A 20,246-nucleotide genomic window follows, 5' to 3' on the forward strand; every position below is an offset into this window, starting at 1 on the left:
CACACGCATGCGATCCGGGGCTAATCCTTATGGGGCCCAGGTCAGCGCTTAGAGCGGCTGGCCAGCACCGGCACCTGCCGGCGGCGGGTTGCCGTCATCGCCATCGTCGTTGTGGGATTCCTCAGCGGAATCGCTACCAGACTCGTCGAGGACGTCCGGGGTCACCGTGTCCGGACCATTGGAGTCGGGGCCGTGAGTTTCGGCGTCGATCTCGGTGGCGAGTTCCTCATCGGCCTCACGCACGGCGGTCTCCTCGAGCTCATTGTCGAAGGTGTCCTCCGGCAGCGGGCGTGGACGCGGCGTGAAGGTGAAGGTGGCGGAAGAATTGTCCTTGGACTCGCCGTCCCAGCCCTCAACATCCACGGTGATGATTTCACCCGCACCGATTTCGCCGAAGAGGATCTTCTCGGAGAGCTGGTCCTCAATCTCACGCTGGATGGTGCGGCGCAGCGGACGAGCACCCAAGACCGGATCGAAGCCACGCTGAGCCAGCAGGTCCTTGGCCTTCTGAGTGAGCTCGATGCCCATGTCACGCTCGGAGAGCTGCTTCTCTACGCGGGCGATGAGCAGCTCCACCATCTCGACGATCTGCTCCTGGGTGAGCTGGTGGAAGACCACAATCTCATCAATACGGTTGAGGAACTCGGGGCGGAAGTGCTTCTTCAGCTCGTCATTGACCTTGTTCTTCATGCGCTCGTACTGCGCATCGGCGTCATTCTCCGAAGAGCCGGTGAAGCCCAGTCCCACAGCCTTGGAGATGTCCTGGGTGCCCAGGTTGGAGGTGAAGATAAGCACGGTGTTCTTGAAGTCCACCACGCGGCCCTGCCCATCGGTCAGGCGGCCATCCTCCAACACCTGCAGAAGGGTGTTGTAAATCTCCTTGTGGGCCTTTTCGATCTCATCGAAGAGCACCACGGAGAAAGGCTTGCGGCGAACCTTCTCGGTCAGCTGGCCGCCCTCTTCGTAGCCAACGTATCCCGGAGGAGCACCAAAGAGGCGGGACGCGGTGAAGCGATCGTGGAACTCACCCATATCGATCTGAATGAGGTCATCATCCGAACCGAAGAGGAAGTTAGCCAAGGACTTCGACAACTCCGTCTTACCCACACCGGAGGGGCCTGCGAAGATGAAGGAACCGGAAGGACGGCGCGGGTCCTTCAGGCCGGCACGGGTGCGGCGAATGGCGCGGGACACGGCCTTGACGGCATCGTCCTGGCCGATGATGCGCTTGTGCAGCTCCTCTTCCATGTTGAGGAGGCGGTTGGATTCCTTCTCCGTGAGCTTGAGCACCGGAATGCCGGTCCAGTGCGCGAGGACCTCAGCGATCTGCTCCTCGCCGACCTCGGCGATTTCCTCCAAGTCACCGGAGCGCCACTGCTTTTCCTTTTCCGCGCGCTCTTCACCCAGCTTGCGCTCCTTATCGCGCAGTCCAGCGGCCTTCTCGAAGTCCTGGGCGTCAATCGCAGCTTCCTTTTCCTTGCGGACCTCTGCGATGCGATCATCCACTTCGCGCAGGCCCTCCGGGGCGGTCATGCGCTTGATGCGCATACGGGCACCGGCCTCATCGAGGAGGTCAACAGCCTTATCCGGCAAGAAGCGGTCATTGATGTAGCGGTCCGACAGGGAGGCTGCAGCCTTCAACGCTTCATCGGTGTAGGAGACGCGGTGGTGTGCCTCGTACTTATCGCGCAGCCCCTTGAGGATCAGGATGGTGTCATCGAGGGAGGGCTCCTCCACCTTGACAGGCTGGAAGCGGCGCTCCAAGGCAGCATCCTTCTCAATGTGCTTGCGGTACTCATCCAGGGTGGTGGCACCGATGGTCTGCAGCTCGCCGCGAGCCAGTTTCGGCTTTAGCAAGGAAGCAGCATCGATAGCGCCCTCGGCGGCACCGGCGCCGACCAGGGTGTGGATCTCATCGATAAAGAGGATGATGTCACCGCGCTGGTTAATCTCCTTGAGCACCTTCTTCAGGCGCTCCTCGAAGTCACCGCGGTAGCGCGAGCCAGCCACCAGGGAGCCGAGGTCCAGCGAATAGAGCTGCTTATCCTTGAGGGTCTCCGGGACCTTGCCGTTAACGATATCGAGGGCTAGGCCCTCGACCACGGCGGTCTTCCCCACGCCGGGCTCACCGATGAGCACCGGGTTGTTCTTGGTGCGGCGAGACAGAACCTGCATGATGCGTTCAATCTCGGAATCGCGACCCACGACTGGGTCCAGCTTGCCGTCGCGCGCAGCCTGGGTGAGGTTGCGGCCAAACTGGTCCAGCACCAGGGAGTTGGAGCGCTCGCCGGAGCCACCCGGGCCAACACGGCCTCCCTGGCCAGCGCCGGCACCGGCACCTACCGGGCCGGGGCCACCCTGGGACTGGCCGCCTTCGCCTTCATTCCCTTCGTAGCCTGAGAGCAGCTGGATAACCTGCTGGCGCACGCGCGGCAGGTCGGCGCCCAGCTTGGTCAGCACCTGAGCCGCCACGCCGTCACCCTCACGGATGAGGCCAAGCAGCAGGAACTCAGTGCCAATGTACTTGTGGCCCATCTGGAGACCCTCACGCAGGGAGAGCTCGAGAACCTTCTTCGCGCGCGGGGTAAATGGGATGTGGCCGGTGTGCGGCTGAGAACCTTGACCAATAATCTCTTCCACCTCACGGCGGACGTCCTCCAGCGAGATACCCATGGACTCCAAAGCCTTGGCCGCTACACCTTCGCCTTCGTGAATAAGCCCCAGGAGGATGTGCTCGGTGCCGATGTAATTGTGGTTGAGCATGCGTGCTTCCTCCTGCGCCAAAACAATGACGCGGCGAGCACGGTCAGTAAACCTCTCGAACATTACCTCTTACCTTTCGCTGTAAATGTGTCATCCACTCTAACGCGCGGGGCGGACACTCCATTCGCGAATTCCGCACCCCCCTACTCAAAAACCTCATTTCCCCAGGTAGAGCCACTGTACGCCGGTAGCGAACAGGTGGCGGGAGGCGTCGCCAAGCGCCTGCGCGCAAGCCTTGAAGTAAAGTAACTCTTCAGTCAACACTGGTTACATCCCCGCGGGAAGGAGCCTCCCCCGATGCAACAGGCACAGCACGGCACCCTGCTTATCGACGATCTGATTGGGCACTCCCGCCTCCTCGAGGTCTCCGAAAGCGTCACCCTTGGCCGCCAGGGGGACTTCCTACTGGCCTCCGATGATCCCGCCATGCACCGCACGTTCCTGCAGGTGTGGTCCAATGGCTCACAGTGGTTCATCAAGAACATCGGCAGTTTCATCGCCGCTACGATCCAGCCGCCCGCCGCCTGCGGCTTCGGCCGCACCCTCATCAGCCCCGGCAGCATTGAGGTCCTGCACCCGGGAACCTCCACGCTCTATTTCTCCACTGCCACCATGAGCTACGAGTGCGAGCTCACCGTCATGCAGTCGCTGCGCAGCCCACAGCCCAGCCTTCCACCGGATGGGCCGTTTACCACCCACGTCTTCGAGCCGAATGAGGAGCAGTGCCTGCTGCTCAAGACCCTCGCTCAGCCACTCCTCGACAACCCCGCTGCGGAGCCACGGGTGGTCGTGAGTAGTCAGCGCGAGCTAGCAGAGGCCCTAGACTGGACCGAAAAGAAAGTAGAGCGCAAGATTCAGACGCTGGCGGAGACCTTGCAAAAGCTCGGCGTTCCGCAGTTCCAGCCGGGCCAGAAAATCTCGTGGCGCATTGTGCTCGCCCAGTTCGCGGCCGCACACCCGCACTACTATGCGCACCTTTCATAACAATTCAGCATTATTGTTTTAAGCCGCTCACCGGTGCTGTTATTCTTTGTCTGATTCTGGCCCCTTTCTATTTTTATCCCCTTCTATCCCTCATCTGTCCCTCTGCAAGGATCTGACAACCAATGTTCGCCTCCGTCTCTCCGCGCGCGCTAGCTGGACTCGGCGTAGCGCTCCTCGCGCTGTCTGCGTGCGCGACGAACAAGGACACCGCGGAGGATGCGCCCAAATTCACGGTCACGGGCCAGACCACCCTGTCCCAGTACGAAGACGTTCCTGTCGAGGGGGCCGACTCCGAGAGCCCAGAACCCAGCGAACCTTCGCACCTGCGCCAGGAGGACGGCACCTACCTGCTCACGAAGAAGGAAGCGGGCCCCGGTGTGGTCAACGAAATCGTGGCCACCTACTCGGGCGTAGAGCCCTACGGTTTCCAAACCCTGCGCGTTGAGCTGGACAACCGGCGCTACGACGGGGCTACCGGCGGCTCTGCCCCGACCGGCGTGCTGCAGTGGGCCACCGGGGGTGCCCTTGTCCTCAGCGTGCAGGCCACGAACTTGAGTGGGGACGAGGCAGATCTGGACAACAATGCCGAATGGCAGGTGGCGCTTCTCGACGACACCCAGTCACACCACCTCAAGGAGGGCGAGGATTTCGTCGTGGACTGTGAGTCCGGCGAGTGCACGCTGGTTGCTCGGCTCACCGACCCCGGCGACTTCGTCGCAGAGATCAGCATCCGGCAGGCCGGTTATGAGCCTTTTGTCATTCACCAGCCCATCATCGTCGCCGCATAGCCATGAACAGCCAGCCCACCGCTTCCGGTCTGCCTTTGGATCTTGAGCCCGAGCTCAGCGCCAAGGGCTACTCGCAGTTCCACCAGATCGGTGCGGGTGGCATGGGCACCATCGTCTTTGCCCGCAAGGAAAGCTTGGACCGCGAGGTCGCCATCAAGGTCATCGCGCAGCATGCGGCCGAGGATGATGAGGAGGTCCGCCGCTTCATGGCGGAGATGCGCACCGTCGCGGCACTCGAGCATCCGGCCATCGTGCCTATCTACGATGGCGACATCACCCCGGGCGGCGTGCCTTATTTCATTATGAAATTTCTGCGCGGCCCTAGCTTGGAGGCGCACATTAACCAGCGGATCTTGGACAATTCCAAGTTCACGGTGGAGGAAACCGTGCAGCTGCTCGCGCCCATCGCACAGGCCCTGGACTACCTGGCGGCCCTGCCTTCGCCGGTCATTCACCGCGACGTCAAGCCCGCGAACATCATCGCCGATAGCACGCCTTCCCCCACGGCCCACAGTGATAACGAGGGCTGTACCGTCATGCTGGCGGACTTTGGCATCGCCATCAATGAGGACACGACGCGCTTGACCCGCGAAGGCCTGCGCGTGGGCACGGATGCCTACATGGCGCCGGAGCTCTACCCCACGCAGCTGGTCAAGCAGCCACCGCAGCCGACCGCCGCCAGCGACCGCTACTCGCTCGCGCTCATCGCGCTGGAGATGCTCACTCTGGTTAATCTGCGCCGCGCCACCAGTCCCCAGCAGTGGGCGCACAGCCGTGTGATACCGCAGTTGACCGCTCATAATCTGGCGCCTGGCGACGCTCCCCTCGCCCCCGCCCTCAACACTTTTTTCGCCAGCGCGCTGAACCCGGATCCTCATCAGCGCTTCGCCAGCGCATCGGAGATGCTCGCGGAGCTGAGTGAGCTGGCGTCCGCGCCGCGCCCCGCAGCCCCGGATGCTGCCGCCGGCCCTGCTACGCCACCGGCCAGCCCCCACCACGAGCGCGCCCAGCAGCCGCGGCGCCGCCATCTGAGCATCCTCGGGGGCGTGCTTGCGGCGGTGTTGCTGTGTCTGGCAGTCGCCGGCGGACTAGCGCTGTACGGCGCGGGGTGGGACGACTACGACGAGGTTCTGGCCCAACAATTTCCACAGTTGTTGCCGGAGCACCCTGGCCGCGCTCCGTGGCGCAACCTCGACTGCCGCCCCGCGCTGCCGGAAGCGGGGCAGCAGGCTCGAATCGTGTGCAGGGGCGACGACCTCACGCTCGTCGCAGCTGATTTCGGCACGGAGGACAACCGTAACTCCATCATGCCGCGCCGCCTCGACGTCTTAGTCCAGGATGCGTGCAGCATCACCTCGGCGGAAATCCCTCACCAGCCGGGAACGTGGGGAGTGTACCCCTCGGGCGTCTCCGCGCGTTTTGCTCTCGTTCTTGCTGGTCCGCAGGCCCACGAGGACCGTTTGAGCTTGCCCATCTGTTAGCCCACCCTGGCGGGAGCGCTGTGTCACGCCCATGGACACGGTGTCGCCTTTAGAATGAGGAAGATTCGTATACCTCACCGTCGACCTCCTCCACGAAGGATTTCTCTCACCGTGACTACGCTTCCTGAATTTTTCACTACCCAGCACCGGCTGCGCGAGAAGGCTGTCTTGGACCAAGGGACGGGCTCCTCGCTGTTTCTCGTGGAAGATCCCTCGCAAGACGAACTCCTCGTAGAGATTTATGGTCCGGAGCACCGCGGCGTGCTCCGCCAGTCCGGAATCGTTGGCCAGCTGCAGCACAGCGCTATTGCCCCCGTCGTGGGCACGGGCACGATGAACAATGGTCAGGAGTTTTTTGTACGCCGCAGCCTGCCGGGCGAGCAGCTGTCGAAGTACACGTCATCTGGCATCGGCGCCCATCACCTTTCCCAGGAGGAGGCTCTCGCCGTCTTTGCTCCCTTGGCCGACGCCACGGACTTCCTTATCCAGCAGGGCCGCGCTGGCTTCGCTCTCCGTGCGCTCAACCCGCGACGCATCATCCTCACCGATAACCGCGCGAACGCCTTCTTCGCCACGGTCGGCCCGGCCACCGCTACCGACGCCCCCACTGCCTCCGCGAAGGAGGTCATTGACCGCCTAGCCCAGCTCGTCTCCGCGGCCTACCCAGGCTTCCGTGCTGCGGCCGCCTACCCCTCAGCGGCCGCCGTTATCGACGCCGTGCGCAGCACAAACACAGATAGTCCGGGCGCGGCCTCGTGGCAGTCAGCTCCGCAGCCCACCGCCGCCCCACAGGCGGACTGGGCCGGGCCGCAGCAACCCCAGCAACCCCAGCAACCGCAACCTGGCTATGCTGCCGATCCCGCGGAGTCATCACCCACCACGCGCACCTCGAAATCGAAGGGCAAGGTCTTTGCGGGCTTGGGCGTGGGCCTTCTTCTCCTGCTCCTGGTTGGTGGGCTGCTGTGGTTCTTCTTGGGGCGGTCGGCGTGGTCCGACTCAGAGCAGGCGCTTGCCGACGGCCACCCCGGGCTCATCAGCTCCCGCCCCGGCGACGAAGGCTTCAACGGCGCCACCTGCGAATCCCGTGCTCCGGAGGACGGCCAAGAGGCGAAGATTACGTGCGTTGGTGACGGCGTGAGCTACTCCGTGGCGCGGTACGGGGACGTCACCCAGCGCGAGGCCGCCGGCCCGACGCAGGGCGCGCAGGAACTATCCAACGGACGCTGCACCGTGTACAGCTACGACATTTCCGATTCCGAGCCGGTGTTCTACATGAGCGCCGAGGACTCCACCGACGCCGTCCTCGTCTGGGGCGAGGACGCAGAGGACATCCGCCTCAACCTACCTCTGTGTTAAACCGCGCACTTAGTCCGCGCGCTTAAGCAGCGGTGCTATCACAGCAATGGCGATGCCGGCCACGCCGGCAAACAGGAAAGCCCAATGCGTTCCCTGCGCCGTCGCCGCGGCCGGGCTTAGCCCAGCGGCAGCGCCAGCCAGGGTGCCGCGGGTGAGGAAGACAACGAGCAAAGCCGTTCCCGTCGCACCCGCCAATTGCTGGAAAGTGTTCATGATTGCCGAGCCGTGCGAATAGAGCTTCTTCGGAAGCGAGGACAGCGCAGTGGTCATCAGCGGCGTCATCATCAAGCACATGCCGAGGGAGAAGATCACGTGCATACCCACGACCATCCACACAGCTGAGTTCTCACCCAAGGTGGCCATGAGCCACAGCCCGGCCACCATGAGCAGTGAACCAGGAATCATGAGCGGGCGCGGGCCATAGGAATCGAAGAGCCGGCCCACAATCGGGGAAAGGAAGGCTTGGAGGATGCCGCCCGGCATCACCACCAACCCCGTGGCAAAGGCCGTAGCCCCCAGGGTGGTTTGCAGATAGATGGGCAAGACCGTGACCATTCCCAGCATGAGCCCAAAGGACAGGAGGAGGATGATCACCGCGAGGGTGAAATTGCGCACACGGAAGGGACGCAGATCCATCAGGGCGCGATCCTCCAGCGCCAAGCGCCGCTGCCGACGGATGAATACGGCGAGCGCGATGACGCCCACCACGGTAACGGCGATGTCCACCCAGCCGCCTCCCTGCAGGATCTTTTCCATCGAGGACAGGCCGTAGATCAACCCGCCAAACGCGAAGGCGGAAAGGATGACGGAGAGGCCGTCGAGCGGGGTATCACGGTTCTCACCCACATTGTCCAAACGCCAGAGCCCGGCGATGAGAATGAGGGCGATGAGCGGAACCATGGACCAGAAGATGGCGTGCCAGGTGAAGTGGTTGAGAATCGCTCCGCCGACGGTGGGTCCCAATGCCGGGGCCACGGAGATAACCACGGAAATGATGCCCATCACCGTGCCACGACGCTGCGCTGGGACCAGCGTCATGGCCACGGTCATAAGGGTAGGGATCATCAAAGCGGTTCCGCCAGCTTGAAGGACGCGGCCCACCAGCAGGATGAAGAAGCTCGGTGCGAGGGCCGCCACCACGGTTCCGGCCAGGAAGAGCCCCACGGACGCAACGAAGATCTGGCGCGTCGTGAGCCTTTCCAGAAGGAAGCCGGTGGTCGGGATAACCACAGCCATGGTGAGCATGAATCCCGTCAACAACCACTGGGCACTCGTGGCAGGAATGGAGTAGTCCGCCATAATGGCTGGTAGCGCAACGGAGAGCGAGGTCTCGTTGAGAATCATGACCATCGCTCCCAGCACCAGGATGCTGAGGGTAGTTATTACCTTCGAAGGGATTTCAGCGGACATGCGGCCGGCTACACCTTTCAACTTTTCTATTTTGGGTCTTCAGCGCTGCTACTCACATCGTCAGCGCCCAAGAGACAACACGTGAGCGATTTAGTGTATTCCTCTGGTGGCCGGGGGTGCCACACGAGCCAAATGTGAACCCTCGTTGGGTGGCACTCCCCGGAATCTCAGCAGGCGCGCTAGGCCACACGGCAGTGTAAAGGTGACAGCGCCCTCCGTACTACTCAAAGCTCTAAAAGCTACTGCCTAAAGTTACAGAAAGGCCTCTGGATGCAGCGCGACCTCCTTGTCACTAACTCCGCTGGGGAACGCGCCGTCGTGCGCCCAGGTCAGCAGCTCGTGGCAGGCCGCGCGGGGGACTTCCCACTGGCTCCTGATGACGCCTCCATGCACCGTCACTTCCTCCACTTCTGGCAGCAAGAGGATAACTGGATGGTGAGTAACGTGGGCAGCTTCCTGGCGGCGGAGTTATCCTCCCCACGCATCCGCACGCACGGCCCCATCAGGCTGCTGCCGCACGCTACCGCAGCCATCCCCGAGGGCACCTCGCTGCTGTGCTTCACGACGCCCAGCGGCTCCTACGAACTCACGCTGACTCGCGGCCCGCACTGATCTAGCGCTGCCCACCTTTCTCTGACACGAGTGCACGCGCGGCCGGGTCCAGGACGACGACAGCGCCACCGTCTTCAATGCTGCAGCCAAGCCACCGATAGTCGGGCTCGTCTGGCCAGCCGGGATCGGCGTTATAGGAGCAACTGAAATCATCTTCCATGAGGTACCCACGGTTACCGCCCTCCATGGGCGCGAAGTCATAGTTCTTGTAATACTCAAGAACTTCCATTGCCCGCGCGCAATTCGTCCCGTTTTCTTTGGCATAGACATACTCGCCATTGCCGAGGTCCCCACAGATGGTTCCGGTCATAGCTTTCCCTTCCCCATCTGGCTGCGGTGGGAAGGTATCGGAGTAGTACTCACCATCGTCTTTCACTGTGAAGTGGTGGCCATCGATCTTGACCGTGAACTCATCCTCATTCACGGATTCAAACGTCACACCGTTCATCGTGACGGTGTTCCCTGCTTCTAGCATGGTGGGCGCCGCGGCGTCTCCGCCCATTTTCACATTGGGATAAAAGCCCGCGTTCGCATCGAAGTTGACGGAGTTAGAAAGCCAGAACGGCTGCCCGGTCGCCGGGTACAGGGGCGGATCAGCGAGCATTACGCTGCACCCGATCAAACCTTGATCTTCAGTAACTGTGCAGGCCACACGGTCATTCGGGCTGCTCACTCCATACACCGTGGAGGTCGCGTGTCCCAAGTTGGTGGCGATGAAGTCTTCCTTATCTAATTCTTTAAGGCCCGAGTCACCTTCCTTGTCCTTCGCGGACGTCGGAGCCGGGCTCGCTTCCGTAGATTCAGTGTTATCGGCGGAAGTCTCGGCGGTGGAGGTGTTGTGGAATTGCGGCTCACCGCTGGTGGAATCCTCGGCAGCAGAACACGCTGCCGCTGTACAGGCGATCAGTGCGAGGGGCAGGGCATTCAGAAGCTTTGTCACACCTGCATTTTCCCATGGATTGGTCAATCCTGCGGCTAGCCGCAGCAACTTTCCCTCATTGGGGGCTGAAGGCGCAGCAATGAGAAAACCAGAAAACCCGCGCAGCCACCACAGTGGCGGGCGCGGGCAGGTGGAAGCTAGGAGAAACTAGTGCTCCGGCTTCACGATCGGGAAGAGCACGGTCTCGCGGATGCCCAGGCCGGTCAGGGCCATGAGCAGGCGGTCCATGCCCATGCCAGCACCGGCTGTCGGCGGCATGCCCTGCTCCATGGCGGCGAGGAAGTCCTCATCCAGCACCATGGCTTCCTCATCACCGCCGGCGGCAAGGCGGGCCTGGTCCTCGAAGCGCTCGCGCTGGATTACGGGATCCACCAGCTCCGAGTAGCCCGTGGCCAGCTCGAAGCCGCGCACGTACAGGTCCCACTTCTCCGTCACACCCGGCTGCGAGCGGTGCTGGCGGGTCAGCGGGGAGGTCTCAACCGGGAAGTTCTTCACAAAGATCGGGCCCTCGAGCTGGTCCTCGCAGAGCACCTCCCAGATCTCCTCCACCAGCTTGCCGTGGCCCCAGCCGCCGTTCTTCGGGACGTCGAGCCCGATGACGTCGGCAATCGCCTTGAGCTCCTCGACGGTGGAGTCGATGGTCACTTCCGGCTGGCCGGGGAACTTGCGCTGCAGAGCCTCGTTGAGGGAGGGGTACATTTCAATTTCCGGCCACTCTTCGCCGCCGAGGTCATACTCCGTGCCATCCGCCAGGGTGACGGTGGTGGAGCCAAAGACCGCGCGGGCCACAGACTGGATGGACTCGCGAATGGTGCGAGCACAGTCGTTGTAGTCGCCCCATGCCTCGTAGGTCTCCAGCATGGCGAACTCCGGGGAGTGGGAGCGGTCAACGCCCTCGTTGCGGAAGTTGCGGTTGATTTCAAAGACGCGGTCAATGCCGCCGACGACAGCGCGCTTCAGGAAGAGCTCCGGAGCGATGCGCAGGTAGAGGTCGATGTCCAGGGCATTGGAGTGGGTCACGAACGGGCGGGCCGCCGCACCACCGTGGATGGTCTGCAGCATCGGGGTTTCGATCTCCACGAAGCCCTGATCCTCCAGGTAGTTGCGCAACGCACGCATGACCTTCACGCGGGTCATGGCATTCTTGCGGGCCTCCTCGCGCACGATGAGATCGTTGTAGCGCTGGCGCACGCGAGTTTCCTCGTTCATGTCAGCGAAGGAAACCGGAAGCGGGCGCAAGGACTTCGCCGCCATGGTCCACTCGGAAGCCATGACGGAGAGCTCGCCGCGGCGCGAAGCAATGACGCGGCCGCGTACGGAAATGAAATCACCCAGGTCAACGTCAGACTTCCACGCGGCGAGGCGCTCCTCCCCTACCTCCGCCAGCGACAGCATGGCCTGTACCTGGGTGCCATCACCATCCTGCAAGGTGGCAAAGCAGAGCTTGCCGGTATTACGCATGAAGATAAGGCGGCCGGCGATGGCCACCTCGACGTCAGTCTCCTCACCCGCGTTGAGGTAGGTGACGCCCTCTTCCGCGGCCGGCTCTTCGCCCTCTGCAACGACCTGGAACTGCTGGCGGAGATCCCGCAGGGAGATCGTGCGGTCCACGGTCACCGGATAAGGCTCGGTGCCGGACTCCAACAGTCGGGCGCGCTTCTCGCGGCGGATGCGCAGCTGCTCGGGGACGTCAGTAACTTCAGTATTCTTCTTCTCGCTCACGGTTGTCTAGGGTAGTCGATCCCCATACGCTGGCGCGATCCCGGTTCACAGAGTGTTCATCTAGCCGTTAGACAGTATCAACCGCGCGGCCATCTCAACCGTATTAACTCAGTGCGTCCGTTGCGACATCCCCGCGCAACCAACGAGTTCGATTTTTGGAGCATATTTTCATGGCACTCAACGGCCGCAATCTCTTGGCTAACATGTTTACCTCTTCTCGTTCTTCTCTTACCTGCACCTACAAGTGCGGTAATGCCTGCTTCGGCGAGTGCGAGAACACCTCCGATAACCCTTACTTTGGTGACCAGTTCTCCCGCCGCACTGCTCTGCGCGCCGGTGGTCTGGCCGTCGTCGCCGTCGGTGGCTCCTCTGCGCTGGCTGCGTGTGCCGCGCCGGATGACAACGGGTCTGCGGCTGGCAGCTCCTCCAACAAGACCAGCGAGGTCAAGGGCTCTGACATCGAGCTCACCTCCGCCGAGGGCATGCACTTTGAAGCCGTGGAGGCCAACACCAAGGATGAGGTCGTCATCCCCAAGGGTTATGAGCAGTCCGTCCTGATTGCCTGGGGTGACCCGGTCATCGAGGGCGCGCCGGAATTCGACGTCAACAACCAGACTGCCGCGGATGCGGAGAAGCAGTTCGGCTTCAACAATGACTTCGCCGGCCTCATCGAGCACCCGGATGACAAGAACCGCATGATCTACATGTGCTCGCACGAGTACACCACCGAGCCGATGATGTTCCCGGACTACGACCCGGAGAACCCTACCGAGGAGCAGGTAAAGATCGGTTGGGCTGGCCACGGCCACACCATCCTCGAGGTCTCCAAGGTGAAGGGCTCCGGCGAACTCAAGCGCGAGTTCGGCCCGCTCAACCGCCGCATTACCGCTACCACCCCGTTCACCCTGGTGGGCCCCGCTAAGGGCACCGACCTGGTGAAGACCTCCGCCGACCCGAAGGGTGAGAAGGTCCTGGGCACCCTCAACAACTGCTCCGGTGGCGTGACCCCGTGGAACACCATGCTCTCTGGCGAAGAGAACTTCGACCAGTATTTCGCCGGTGGCGATGTCAAGGATGAGAAGGCCGCTGAATCCCTCAAGCGCTTCGGCATCGAGGAGGGCCCGTCCGAGCGTAAGTGGGAAAAGTACGATGACCGCTTCGACGTGACCAAGGAGCCGAACGAGCCGAACCGCTTTGGCTGGCTCGTGGAGATCAACCCGCTGGACCCGAAGTCCACCCCGATTAAGCACACCGCCGTGGGCCGCTTCAAGCACGAGGCCGGCAACATCCACATCACCAAGGATGGCACCGTGGTCTGCTACTCCGGCGATGACTCCCGCTTCGAGTACGTCTACAAGTTCGTCTCCTCCAAGAAGTACAAGGAGGGCGACCTGAAGCACAACATGACCATCCTGGACCACGGCACCCTGTACGTGGCCAAGATGGAGGGCAACTCCCCGGAGAAGGAAATCGACGGCTCCGGCGTCCTGCCGGAGGACGGTGCTTTCGACGGCACCGGTGAGTGGGTCAAGCTGCTGACCTCCGATACGGAGAACAACAAGTTCGAGTCCCACGTGGACGGCATGTCCGCCGAAGAAGTCGCCGTCTTTACCCGTGAGGCCGCCGATAAGGTGGGCGCCACCAAGATGGACCGCCCGGAGGACGTTGAGGTTCATCCGGAGACCGAGAAGGTCTACATCGCGCTGACCAACAATAAGTACCGCGGCGCCACCGGCGAGAACGCTAAGAAGAACAAGGAAGACGCCAAGGAATGGGCTCCGGTCAAGGAGAACAAGAACGGCCTGGTCATGGAGCTCGAGGATGACCACGCCGGCGAGAAGTTCACCTGGAACCTCTTCCTGGTCTGTGGTGACCCGCGTGAGGCCAGCACCTACTTCGGTGGCTTTGATAAGGAGAAGGTCTCCCCGATTTCCTGCCCGGATAACCTGGCCTTCGACAACCACGGCAACCTGTGGATCTCCACTGACGGCAACGCGCTGGACTCTAACGACGGCCTCTACGCCGTGACCACCGAGGGCGAGACCCGCGGCGAGCTCAAGTGCTTCCTCACCGTCCCGGCGGGCGCGGAGACCTGTGGCCCGATCGTCGACGATGACCGCGTCATGGTCAACGTTCAGCACCCGGGCGAGTCTGATGACGCCACCTTCGACAACGCCACCTCCCACTGGCCTGATGGCGGTAAGTCCACCCCGCGCCCGGCCGTGGTTGTGGTGTGGAAGAAGGGCGGCAAGATCGGTACCGAATAAGGCACCGACGTTGCGTAGTGCGCACTCTTAGGCGGTGCGCAGCTGCGCCTCCAGCACCTCCTGTGCAAAGTCCCACAACGGGGTTGCAACGCCAGCTTTGACGCCCATGCGTCGGATCGCTCCGACCTGGGCGTCTAATTCGTTGGGAAGCCCCTCCTTGATATCGCGCTGCATCGAGGACGTACTGTCCGGGTGCTGCTGGCGGGCGAACTCCATGGTCTGTTCCACCACGTTCTCCGGCAGCTTCACGCCGAGTGCGCGCCCGACGGCCTCGACTTCCCGCATGAATGCCTCAAGCTGGCCGGGGATTTCCTGGCAGAGGTAACCAATCGGTTTATCCACCAAGGCGCCCAGAGTTCCTGTCGGGGTAACGAACATGGCTTTCGACCAAACGTCGACAAGCGCGGCGTCATGGAACTTGCTGGAAGCCCCAGACTCCTTCAGCGCCGCCGCCAGTTCCTCGCCCGTGCGGCGCAGGGACTCCGGCGCATCGGCACTTAGCGGTCCGAAAGCCAAAGCCAAAGGCCCTGGGTTGCGCTTGATCCGTGCCGGCGCCAGGCGCGTGGCATAGACGCGAGCGACACCGGCGAGGATGTTTTCCTCCCCGAATTCCTCGGCCGCCAAGTACGGAATCTCGACCGAGTTGTGCGTGGTCACCACCGGGATTCCCTGCAGCGCCTCGCGGTCCTCCGCGCTTCCAAAGGTCTCGTTGCCCGGCAGCGCCTTCGACGCGATAATCGCCACGTCCAATCCGCCCAAGAGTTCTTTGACCTCAGCAAAGGTGTGGGCAGCCGGGACCTTTATGACCTCGGTGGTGGTGGGTTCCGCGTGGGCGTCGATCAGCGTCACGCCCGTCTCCCCCAGCACCCGCAAGGTCTCACCGCGAGCGACGAAGGCGACGTCGTGGCCCGCTGCTTTCAGTTTTCCGCCAAAGTATCCGCCGATGGCGCCGGCTCCCAGAATTCCAATCTTCATGTCTCCAACCTAGCTGGTGGAGACCTGCGCCACAGACTTTTATCCGCGCTGTTCTAAGTTTCGGAACCCAATTCCCAACGGCACGCCCGCGTTATCGATGAGCCGCACCCCACCCACGGTGGCGGCGATAAAGAGGCGGGCATCGCCCTCTGCGGGGGCCTCACCCAGGTCGCGCCCGCGCAGCTCCACGTACTCCGGTTCCACGCCCGCGGCAGCCAACACCTCACGTGCCACGCGCACGACTTCCTCGGCCCCGGATTCCGCCGCGTACGCACCGGCGGTGAGTGCCGCTGACAAGGCGCTGGCTTGCTCACGGGCCTCCGGTGCGACGTCGGCATTGCGCAGGCTCATCACCACCCCATCGGGCATACGCACCGAGGGCACGCCCTGCACACGCGCCGCAATGTGGAGGTCCGTAAAGGCCTGCTGGGTGGCCACGAGCAGCTCGTAGTCCTTCTCCCCCATGAACACATCGCTGGGACCCAGCGCGCAGGTCAGCGCCACAATGCGGGTCAGCTCCGCGCTCACGTCCTCCATGCCGTGGTCGGGTGCAAGGACCCGCGTGCGCTGACTCTGCTGGTCGTAGCGCCACACCACATCAACCCCATCGAGGGAAGAGATGTCCGTCTCCGGGTCCACTGCCACGACCACGATGCCACCGCGCACGCGTTGTGCTGCCTGCACGAGTGCCAGGTGCCCGGCGTGAATATCGCGGCCGAGTGGCACCAGCACTACGCGCTTGCCGGTCTTGCGGTAGGCGCTGCCGACCATGCGGATGCGCTCGTTGTCCTCCACTAGGAGTTGCTCTGCCACGGCGCTTCCTTTCTTACTGCCCACAGTTCCAGTTCTTCCATGTTCTTCTTCTCACCCACCATGCGGGCGACGTCGCGGTAGTTGCGCGCCATGCCCAGCTCCACGGCGGCGGGGTAAGCATCGATGATGTCGCCAGCGTCAAGGTCGAAGGAACTGCCCATAAAATCTTCGATAATCCCCGCCTTAAGCGCCGCCCACGCGCTGAGTTCACCGAGCATCTCCGCGTAGTACAACCGCGCGGCTCGCTCGGCACGTTGTGCCGCCGGCACCGTTTCTGCAGTTTGGTGAATCTCCGAGAGCAGCAACCCAATGACGGTCTCCGCCACCTCATCGAGGGTGCCCACCGCGTAGGAGTCGCCCAGGGGAGCTGCGGCAATCGTCAGGCACCCGCGCGTTTCCAGCTCATCAAGGGCTTCCACCCCAGCCAGCAATGAGGTGTGGATGACGATTTGCTTGGGGCGCACGTGCTTTTCGACGTCCCCCACTGCCCCCTCCAGCTCCCTCGCCGTCGCGGCGAGAATCAGCGCATCGAAGCGGTCCAGCTGGGCGGGGTCCTCAAGGCTCTCGATGGTATGGCCCGCCCACTCGAGGCGTCGCGCGAAGTTAAGGCCGGCCCGGGAGCTACCCCAGACCGCCACCCGCATGCGTGGTGCCTTCATCTACTTCTTGTCGCCCTTGTTCTGCTGTTCCTGCTGACGCTTGCGGCGTGCCATGAGCTCCGCCACGGAGACCGCGCCCTCGCGGTGCTCATCGCTGCGGCGGCGGCCACGGGTGCTGGTCTGTGCGGTGTCTGCCTCCGGCTTGCGGTGGCGGTGGTGCGGCTGGGCCGGGGCAGAGTTCTCCTTGACGTGCTGCCCGCCCGCGGCACCCTGGTTCCACTGCACGGCCTGGAAGCTATCGGTCTTGAACTCCGGTGCCTTTGGCTGGGGCTGTGGCTTCTCAGTCTTCGGCTGGGGTTGAGGCTTCGGCTGCGGCTTCTGCTGTGCCGCCTGCGGCTGAGGCTGTGTTTCGGTCACTGGGCGAAACGCCGAGGGACGGTTCTGAGAAGGCTGCGGCGCGCCGAAGGCCGATGGTGCTGGGCGGGTGCCCTGCTGATCTGCGGGTTTCCCGGCGGGCTGCTCGGCTGGCTTCTGCGTGGGTTGCTGAGCAGGCTTCGCGGCTGGCTTCGCCGCCGGCTGCTGGGCGTTGGCACGGGCGTTATCCGCCAGCAGATTGTCCAGCGGGTTGCTCACCGGGTGGGTCGGCTGCGAGCCGAGGCGGCCTGCGACGGCGTCGGCAGACGGCGCGCCGCCGGACTTCTGGGTGAAGTTCACGTTGGGGGCATCGCCGCGCTCATCCACGCCAGCGCCGCCAGCCTTGCGCTCCAGCTCCTGGATGCGGCGAGCCTCCGCATACAGGGCGGCCGGCTCGTAGACCCACTCGCGCCCGGAGATCTCCTCGATCTGGGTGCGGATGGCTTCCAGCTCCGATCGGATCTCCGCCAGGACCTTGCTGTTATCCGCGCTCGAAGCACCGGAAGCGGTCAAGGTGGATGCGGCATGGGCGCGCTCCACCGCCAGAAGCTCCTTGGCCTCATGGGCCTGACGGCGATAGCGCACCACCAAGAAGAAGCCCAACACCGCGGCCCACAGGGCAGCCAGCAGGGCAATCTTCAGTGCGTTCGCCGAACCCGAAATCAACATGACCAGGCTGGCGATGACCGCGAGGATGACGAGGATGATAAGCCCAATAGAACCAGCATCCGTCTTCGAACCGTCCTGGGAAGACTCCGCCGTTGTCGGTGGCTGAGAGTCCGGCTGCGCAGAAAACTGGGTGGTCGGGCGATCATCCGGGGCCGACTCGTACTGGGGATCAGGGGCGTGGTGCGGGCTCGTCATGCCCACTAACTTACCGCTTGTGCCCCATCAGTTGGAGGTGGCACCTCGCAGTGTCGCTCCAACACCACTCCGGCAACACACATCGCGGCACCGCCCAGCGCCGAAGACACCACCCCGGCCAGGTCACCAGCCGCAGCGACGAGCTCACCGGCGCGCGGCACCACGTAGACCGCCATGCCAGCATAGGCCCCGCCCACGATGGCCCCGGTCCACGCCGAGGCTTTGCCGACAAGCAGGAATTGCGCGATGGTCATGGGATTGAGCTGCGAGTTATCCAGGCCGATACCGTGCTCGTCCTCCTTGGCACCGCGCACCTTGAGCGTCAACAGCACGCACACCAGCGCCATAGCCCACAGAGAAATCGATACGGTTGCCGGAATGGCCAGCATGGAGCCATAAAAGCGGGTGGTGAGGATGGCAGCCGCCGCAGCCACGAAGAGGGCGGTGCCGACAAGCGCGCCGATCGACGTCCTCGTCATTACTCCCCCAGTTCCTTCACCGCAGCGACCTCGTCCTCATCGAGGTCGGCGATGAGCTCGCGCACCGGGGTGCCGTTGAGCTCCGCGTGCTCATCCGCGGCCAACCACGGCACGAGCACGAAGGCCCGCTCGTGAGCATAAGGGTGCGGCAGAGTAAGTTCCGGATCTTCGGAGGTCACGCCGTCTATCTGTACGATGTCCACGTCCAGGGTGCGAGGACCCCAGTGCCGCACCCGCACACGCTCAGCGGCCTCCTCCAGCTTCTGGCCGCGGCGCAGCAGCTCCAGCGGGGTGCAGTCCACGTCCACGATGAGCACCGCGTTGAGGAATTCATCTTGGTCGGTCACGCCCCACGGCGGGGTGGCAAAGACTGGAGAGGCAGCGACGGTCTCCTCAGCAAACTCGTCAAAGACGGTCTGCAGCAGCGCGCGGCGATCCTCCATGTTGGAGCCGATGGACAGCACGGCGCGCATTAGCCTGCCATCCTCTTCCGGGAGCGGCGGGCCACCACTGCCACGTCCGCGAAGGTGCGCGGGATGGGCGCCTTTGGCTTATGAATGGTCACCTCGATGGCGTGGAGAATCTCAAAGCGCTGCATCGCGGTCTCAGCAACTTCTTCAGCCACCGTCTCGATAAGGTCCCGGGAGGGGCCCTCGACGATGTCTGCGGCGACGTCGGCAAGCTCGGCGTAGTTCACCGTGCGGGACAGGTCATCCCCGATTCCCGCGGTGTCCAACCAACAGGTGACGTCCACGATGAAGGGCTGCCCCGTCTTTTTCTCTTCCTCGAAGACTCCGTGGTAGCCAAAGCACTCCAGGCCGGTGAGTTCGATGCGATCCGCCATGTTTTATGCCTTTCCCAAAGAAGTGGACACCACTGTTCCGCCGTCCGCGCCGTTGGCGTAGCTGCCGGAGGCATGCGCGCCGCCGGTGTAGGCCGCGCCCGCGTTCCAGGCCGCGGCGACATCCACGGCATCGCGCGAGACTTCCACCTCGTGCACGCGCACGCCCCACGCACCCATCTGCGCGGAGATGGCAGTCACGGCGGCGGTGGCCGGATCCGCGAGCAGCGGGCTGGACTCGGCACCGCGATCCTCCCGGATGGCGGCGAGGAAACGCTTGCGGGACGCACCCACCAACAGCGGGAATTCGCCCTGGAGGAACTCCGGCAGAGCCTTGAGTAAAGCCCAGTTATCCTGCGGGGACTTGGCAAAACCCAGGCCCGGGTCAACAACGATGTTGTCGTGGCTAACACCGGCCTGCAGCGCGTTATCGGCGAGCTTCGCCAGGGACTCGTGGACATCGCGCACCACATCCCCGCCGTGGTCGGCCACACCGGCGGCCGAGCCGAACTGGACGGTGCGCCAGTGCATGAGGCAGACCGGCAGGCCGGTTTCGGCCATGGTGCGGTACATGTGCGGGTCGGCCGCACCTCCGGAGACGTCATTGATCATGTCCACGCCGGCCTCCGCAGCGGCTTGAGCAACCGAGGCCCTCATCGTGTCCACGGAGGTCTTAATCCCCTCCTCGCGCAGCGCCTTGATGACGGGCACGACGCGGCGCTCTTCCTCTTCGGCCGCGACACGCACCGCACCCGGGCGGGTGGACTCGCCGCCCACATCAATCATGTCCGCTCCAGAGGCCACCAAGTGCCGGGCGTGCGCGATGGCGTCGTCGACATTAATCCAGCGCCCGCCGTCGGAGAAGGAATCCTCCGTGACGTTGACGATGCCCATGACCAGCGTGCGGCCGGGAACGGTGAGATCACTGACTGCCATTG

General features: G+C 63.4%; 18 protein-coding genes. 6 read left to right on the forward strand and 12 right to left on the reverse strand.

Annotated elements, in window-relative coordinates; translation table 11 throughout:
- Positions 1 to 48: 48 nt before the first annotated feature.
- Complete coding sequence (locus HMPREF3056_RS06360) at positions 49 to 2,826, reverse strand: ATP-dependent Clp protease ATP-binding subunit (protein ID WP_070680086.1); 2,778 nt, start codon at positions 2,824 to 2,826, stop codon at positions 49 to 51.
- Positions 2,827 to 3,060: 234 nt separating this feature from the next.
- Here HMPREF3056_RS06360 and HMPREF3056_RS06365 point away from each other — a divergent pair, with 234 nt between their 5' ends.
- From HMPREF3056_RS06365 to HMPREF3056_RS06380, 4 genes are all read left to right on the forward strand, one after another.
- Complete coding sequence (locus HMPREF3056_RS06365; protein ID WP_070511101.1) at positions 3,061 to 3,747, forward strand: hypothetical protein; 687 nt, start codon at positions 3,061 to 3,063, stop codon at positions 3,745 to 3,747.
- Positions 3,748 to 3,869: 122 nt separating this feature from the next.
- Positions 3,870 to 4,535 carry a hypothetical protein gene (locus tag HMPREF3056_RS06370; protein WP_070515874.1) on the forward strand — a complete coding sequence of 222 codons (666 nt, stop codon included), beginning with the start codon at positions 3,870 to 3,872 and terminating at the stop codon, positions 4,533 to 4,535.
- A 2-nt stretch (positions 4,536 to 4,537) separates the two neighbouring features.
- Positions 4,538 to 6,016, forward strand: coding sequence for a serine/threonine-protein kinase (locus HMPREF3056_RS06375; RefSeq protein ID WP_070515876.1), 1,479 nt, complete (start codon positions 4,538 to 4,540; stop codon positions 6,014 to 6,016).
- Between the two features lie 111 nt (positions 6,017 to 6,127).
- Positions 6,128 to 7,372 (forward strand): serine/threonine protein kinase, encoded by a 1,245-nt coding sequence (locus HMPREF3056_RS06380; RefSeq protein ID WP_070515878.1) that lies wholly within the window; start codon positions 6,128 to 6,130, stop codon positions 7,370 to 7,372.
- Between the two features lie 9 nt (positions 7,373 to 7,381).
- Here the strand turns inward: HMPREF3056_RS06380 and HMPREF3056_RS06385 are convergent, their stop codons facing one another.
- The gene (locus HMPREF3056_RS06385) at positions 7,382 to 8,782 is read right to left on the reverse strand and encodes an MDR family MFS transporter (RefSeq protein ID WP_070680083.1); all 1,401 of its coding nucleotides are present in this window, start codon (positions 8,780 to 8,782) and stop codon (positions 7,382 to 7,384) included.
- Between the two features lie 270 nt (positions 8,783 to 9,052).
- Between HMPREF3056_RS06385 and HMPREF3056_RS06390 the strand changes: the two genes are divergently transcribed.
- Complete coding sequence (locus HMPREF3056_RS06390) at positions 9,053 to 9,394, forward strand: hypothetical protein (protein WP_046647209.1); 342 nt, start codon at positions 9,053 to 9,055, stop codon at positions 9,392 to 9,394.
- A 1-nt stretch (position 9,395) separates the two neighbouring features.
- Here the strand turns inward: HMPREF3056_RS06390 and HMPREF3056_RS06395 are convergent, their stop codons facing one another.
- Both HMPREF3056_RS06395 and lysS read right to left on the reverse strand, forming a co-directional pair.
- Positions 9,396 to 10,334 (reverse strand): hypothetical protein, encoded by a 939-nt coding sequence (locus tag HMPREF3056_RS06395; protein WP_049154719.1) that lies wholly within the window; start codon positions 10,332 to 10,334, stop codon positions 9,396 to 9,398.
- 147 nt (positions 10,335 to 10,481) lie between these two features.
- On the reverse strand, positions 10,482 to 12,056 hold the full coding sequence (gene lysS, locus HMPREF3056_RS06400) for a lysine--tRNA ligase (protein ID WP_070680080.1): 1,575 nt from the start codon (positions 12,054 to 12,056) through the stop codon (positions 10,482 to 10,484).
- 170 nt (positions 12,057 to 12,226) lie between these two features.
- Between lysS and HMPREF3056_RS06405 the strand changes: the two genes are divergently transcribed.
- On the forward strand, positions 12,227 to 14,323 hold the full coding sequence (locus HMPREF3056_RS06405) for a PhoX family protein (RefSeq protein WP_070680077.1): 2,097 nt from the start codon (positions 12,227 to 12,229) through the stop codon (positions 14,321 to 14,323).
- A 27-nt stretch (positions 14,324 to 14,350) separates the two neighbouring features.
- Here HMPREF3056_RS06405 and HMPREF3056_RS06410 read toward each other — a convergent pair whose 3' ends face one another.
- Genes HMPREF3056_RS06410 through folP form a run of 8 tightly spaced genes read right to left on the reverse strand, consistent with a single transcriptional unit; the run spans position 14,351 to position 20,244 of the window.
- The gene (locus tag HMPREF3056_RS06410; protein WP_049154717.1) at positions 14,351 to 15,298 is read right to left on the reverse strand and encodes a 2-dehydropantoate 2-reductase; all 948 of its coding nucleotides are present in this window, start codon (positions 15,296 to 15,298) and stop codon (positions 14,351 to 14,353) included.
- 39 nt (positions 15,299 to 15,337) lie between these two features.
- A complete protein-coding gene (locus tag HMPREF3056_RS06415; RefSeq protein WP_070516221.1) occupies positions 15,338 to 16,069 on the reverse strand; it encodes a pantoate--beta-alanine ligase in 732 nt (243 codons plus the stop codon).
- A 23-nt stretch (positions 16,070 to 16,092) separates the two neighbouring features.
- Complete coding sequence (locus tag HMPREF3056_RS06420) at positions 16,093 to 16,770, reverse strand: Rossmann-fold NAD(P)-binding domain-containing protein (protein ID WP_083306496.1); 678 nt, start codon at positions 16,768 to 16,770, stop codon at positions 16,093 to 16,095.
- A complete protein-coding gene (locus HMPREF3056_RS06425) occupies positions 16,771 to 17,988 on the reverse strand; it encodes a DUF6779 domain-containing protein (RefSeq protein ID WP_070516217.1) in 1,218 nt (405 codons plus the stop codon).
- A 5-nt stretch (positions 17,989 to 17,993) separates the two neighbouring features.
- Complete coding sequence (locus HMPREF3056_RS06430; RefSeq protein WP_046647203.1) at positions 17,994 to 18,467, reverse strand: DUF3180 domain-containing protein; 474 nt, start codon at positions 18,465 to 18,467, stop codon at positions 17,994 to 17,996.
- Entirely contained in the window at positions 18,467 to 18,940 is a 474-nt protein-coding gene (folK, locus tag HMPREF3056_RS06435; RefSeq protein ID WP_070516215.1) for a 2-amino-4-hydroxy-6-hydroxymethyldihydropteridine diphosphokinase, read from the reverse strand. The genes HMPREF3056_RS06430 and folK overlap by 1 nt, the downstream gene beginning before the upstream one ends.
- Complete coding sequence (gene folB / locus HMPREF3056_RS06440; protein ID WP_049154714.1) at positions 18,940 to 19,311, reverse strand: dihydroneopterin aldolase; 372 nt, start codon at positions 19,309 to 19,311, stop codon at positions 18,940 to 18,942. Before folB ends, folK begins: the two co-directional genes overlap by 1 nt.
- 3 nt (positions 19,312 to 19,314) lie before the next feature.
- Positions 19,315 to 20,244: a dihydropteroate synthase gene (gene folP, locus HMPREF3056_RS06445; protein ID WP_070516214.1), complete on the reverse strand. Its 930-nt coding sequence runs from the start codon at positions 20,242 to 20,244 to the stop codon at positions 19,315 to 19,317.
- Between the last annotated feature and the right edge of the window lie 2 nt (positions 20,245 to 20,246).

Origin of the sequence: Corynebacterium sp. HMSC056F09, from assembly GCF_001815785.1 — a bacterium.
In the GTDB taxonomy this organism is placed as follows: Bacteria; Actinomycetota; Actinomycetes; order Mycobacteriales; family Mycobacteriaceae; genus Corynebacterium; species Corynebacterium hiratae.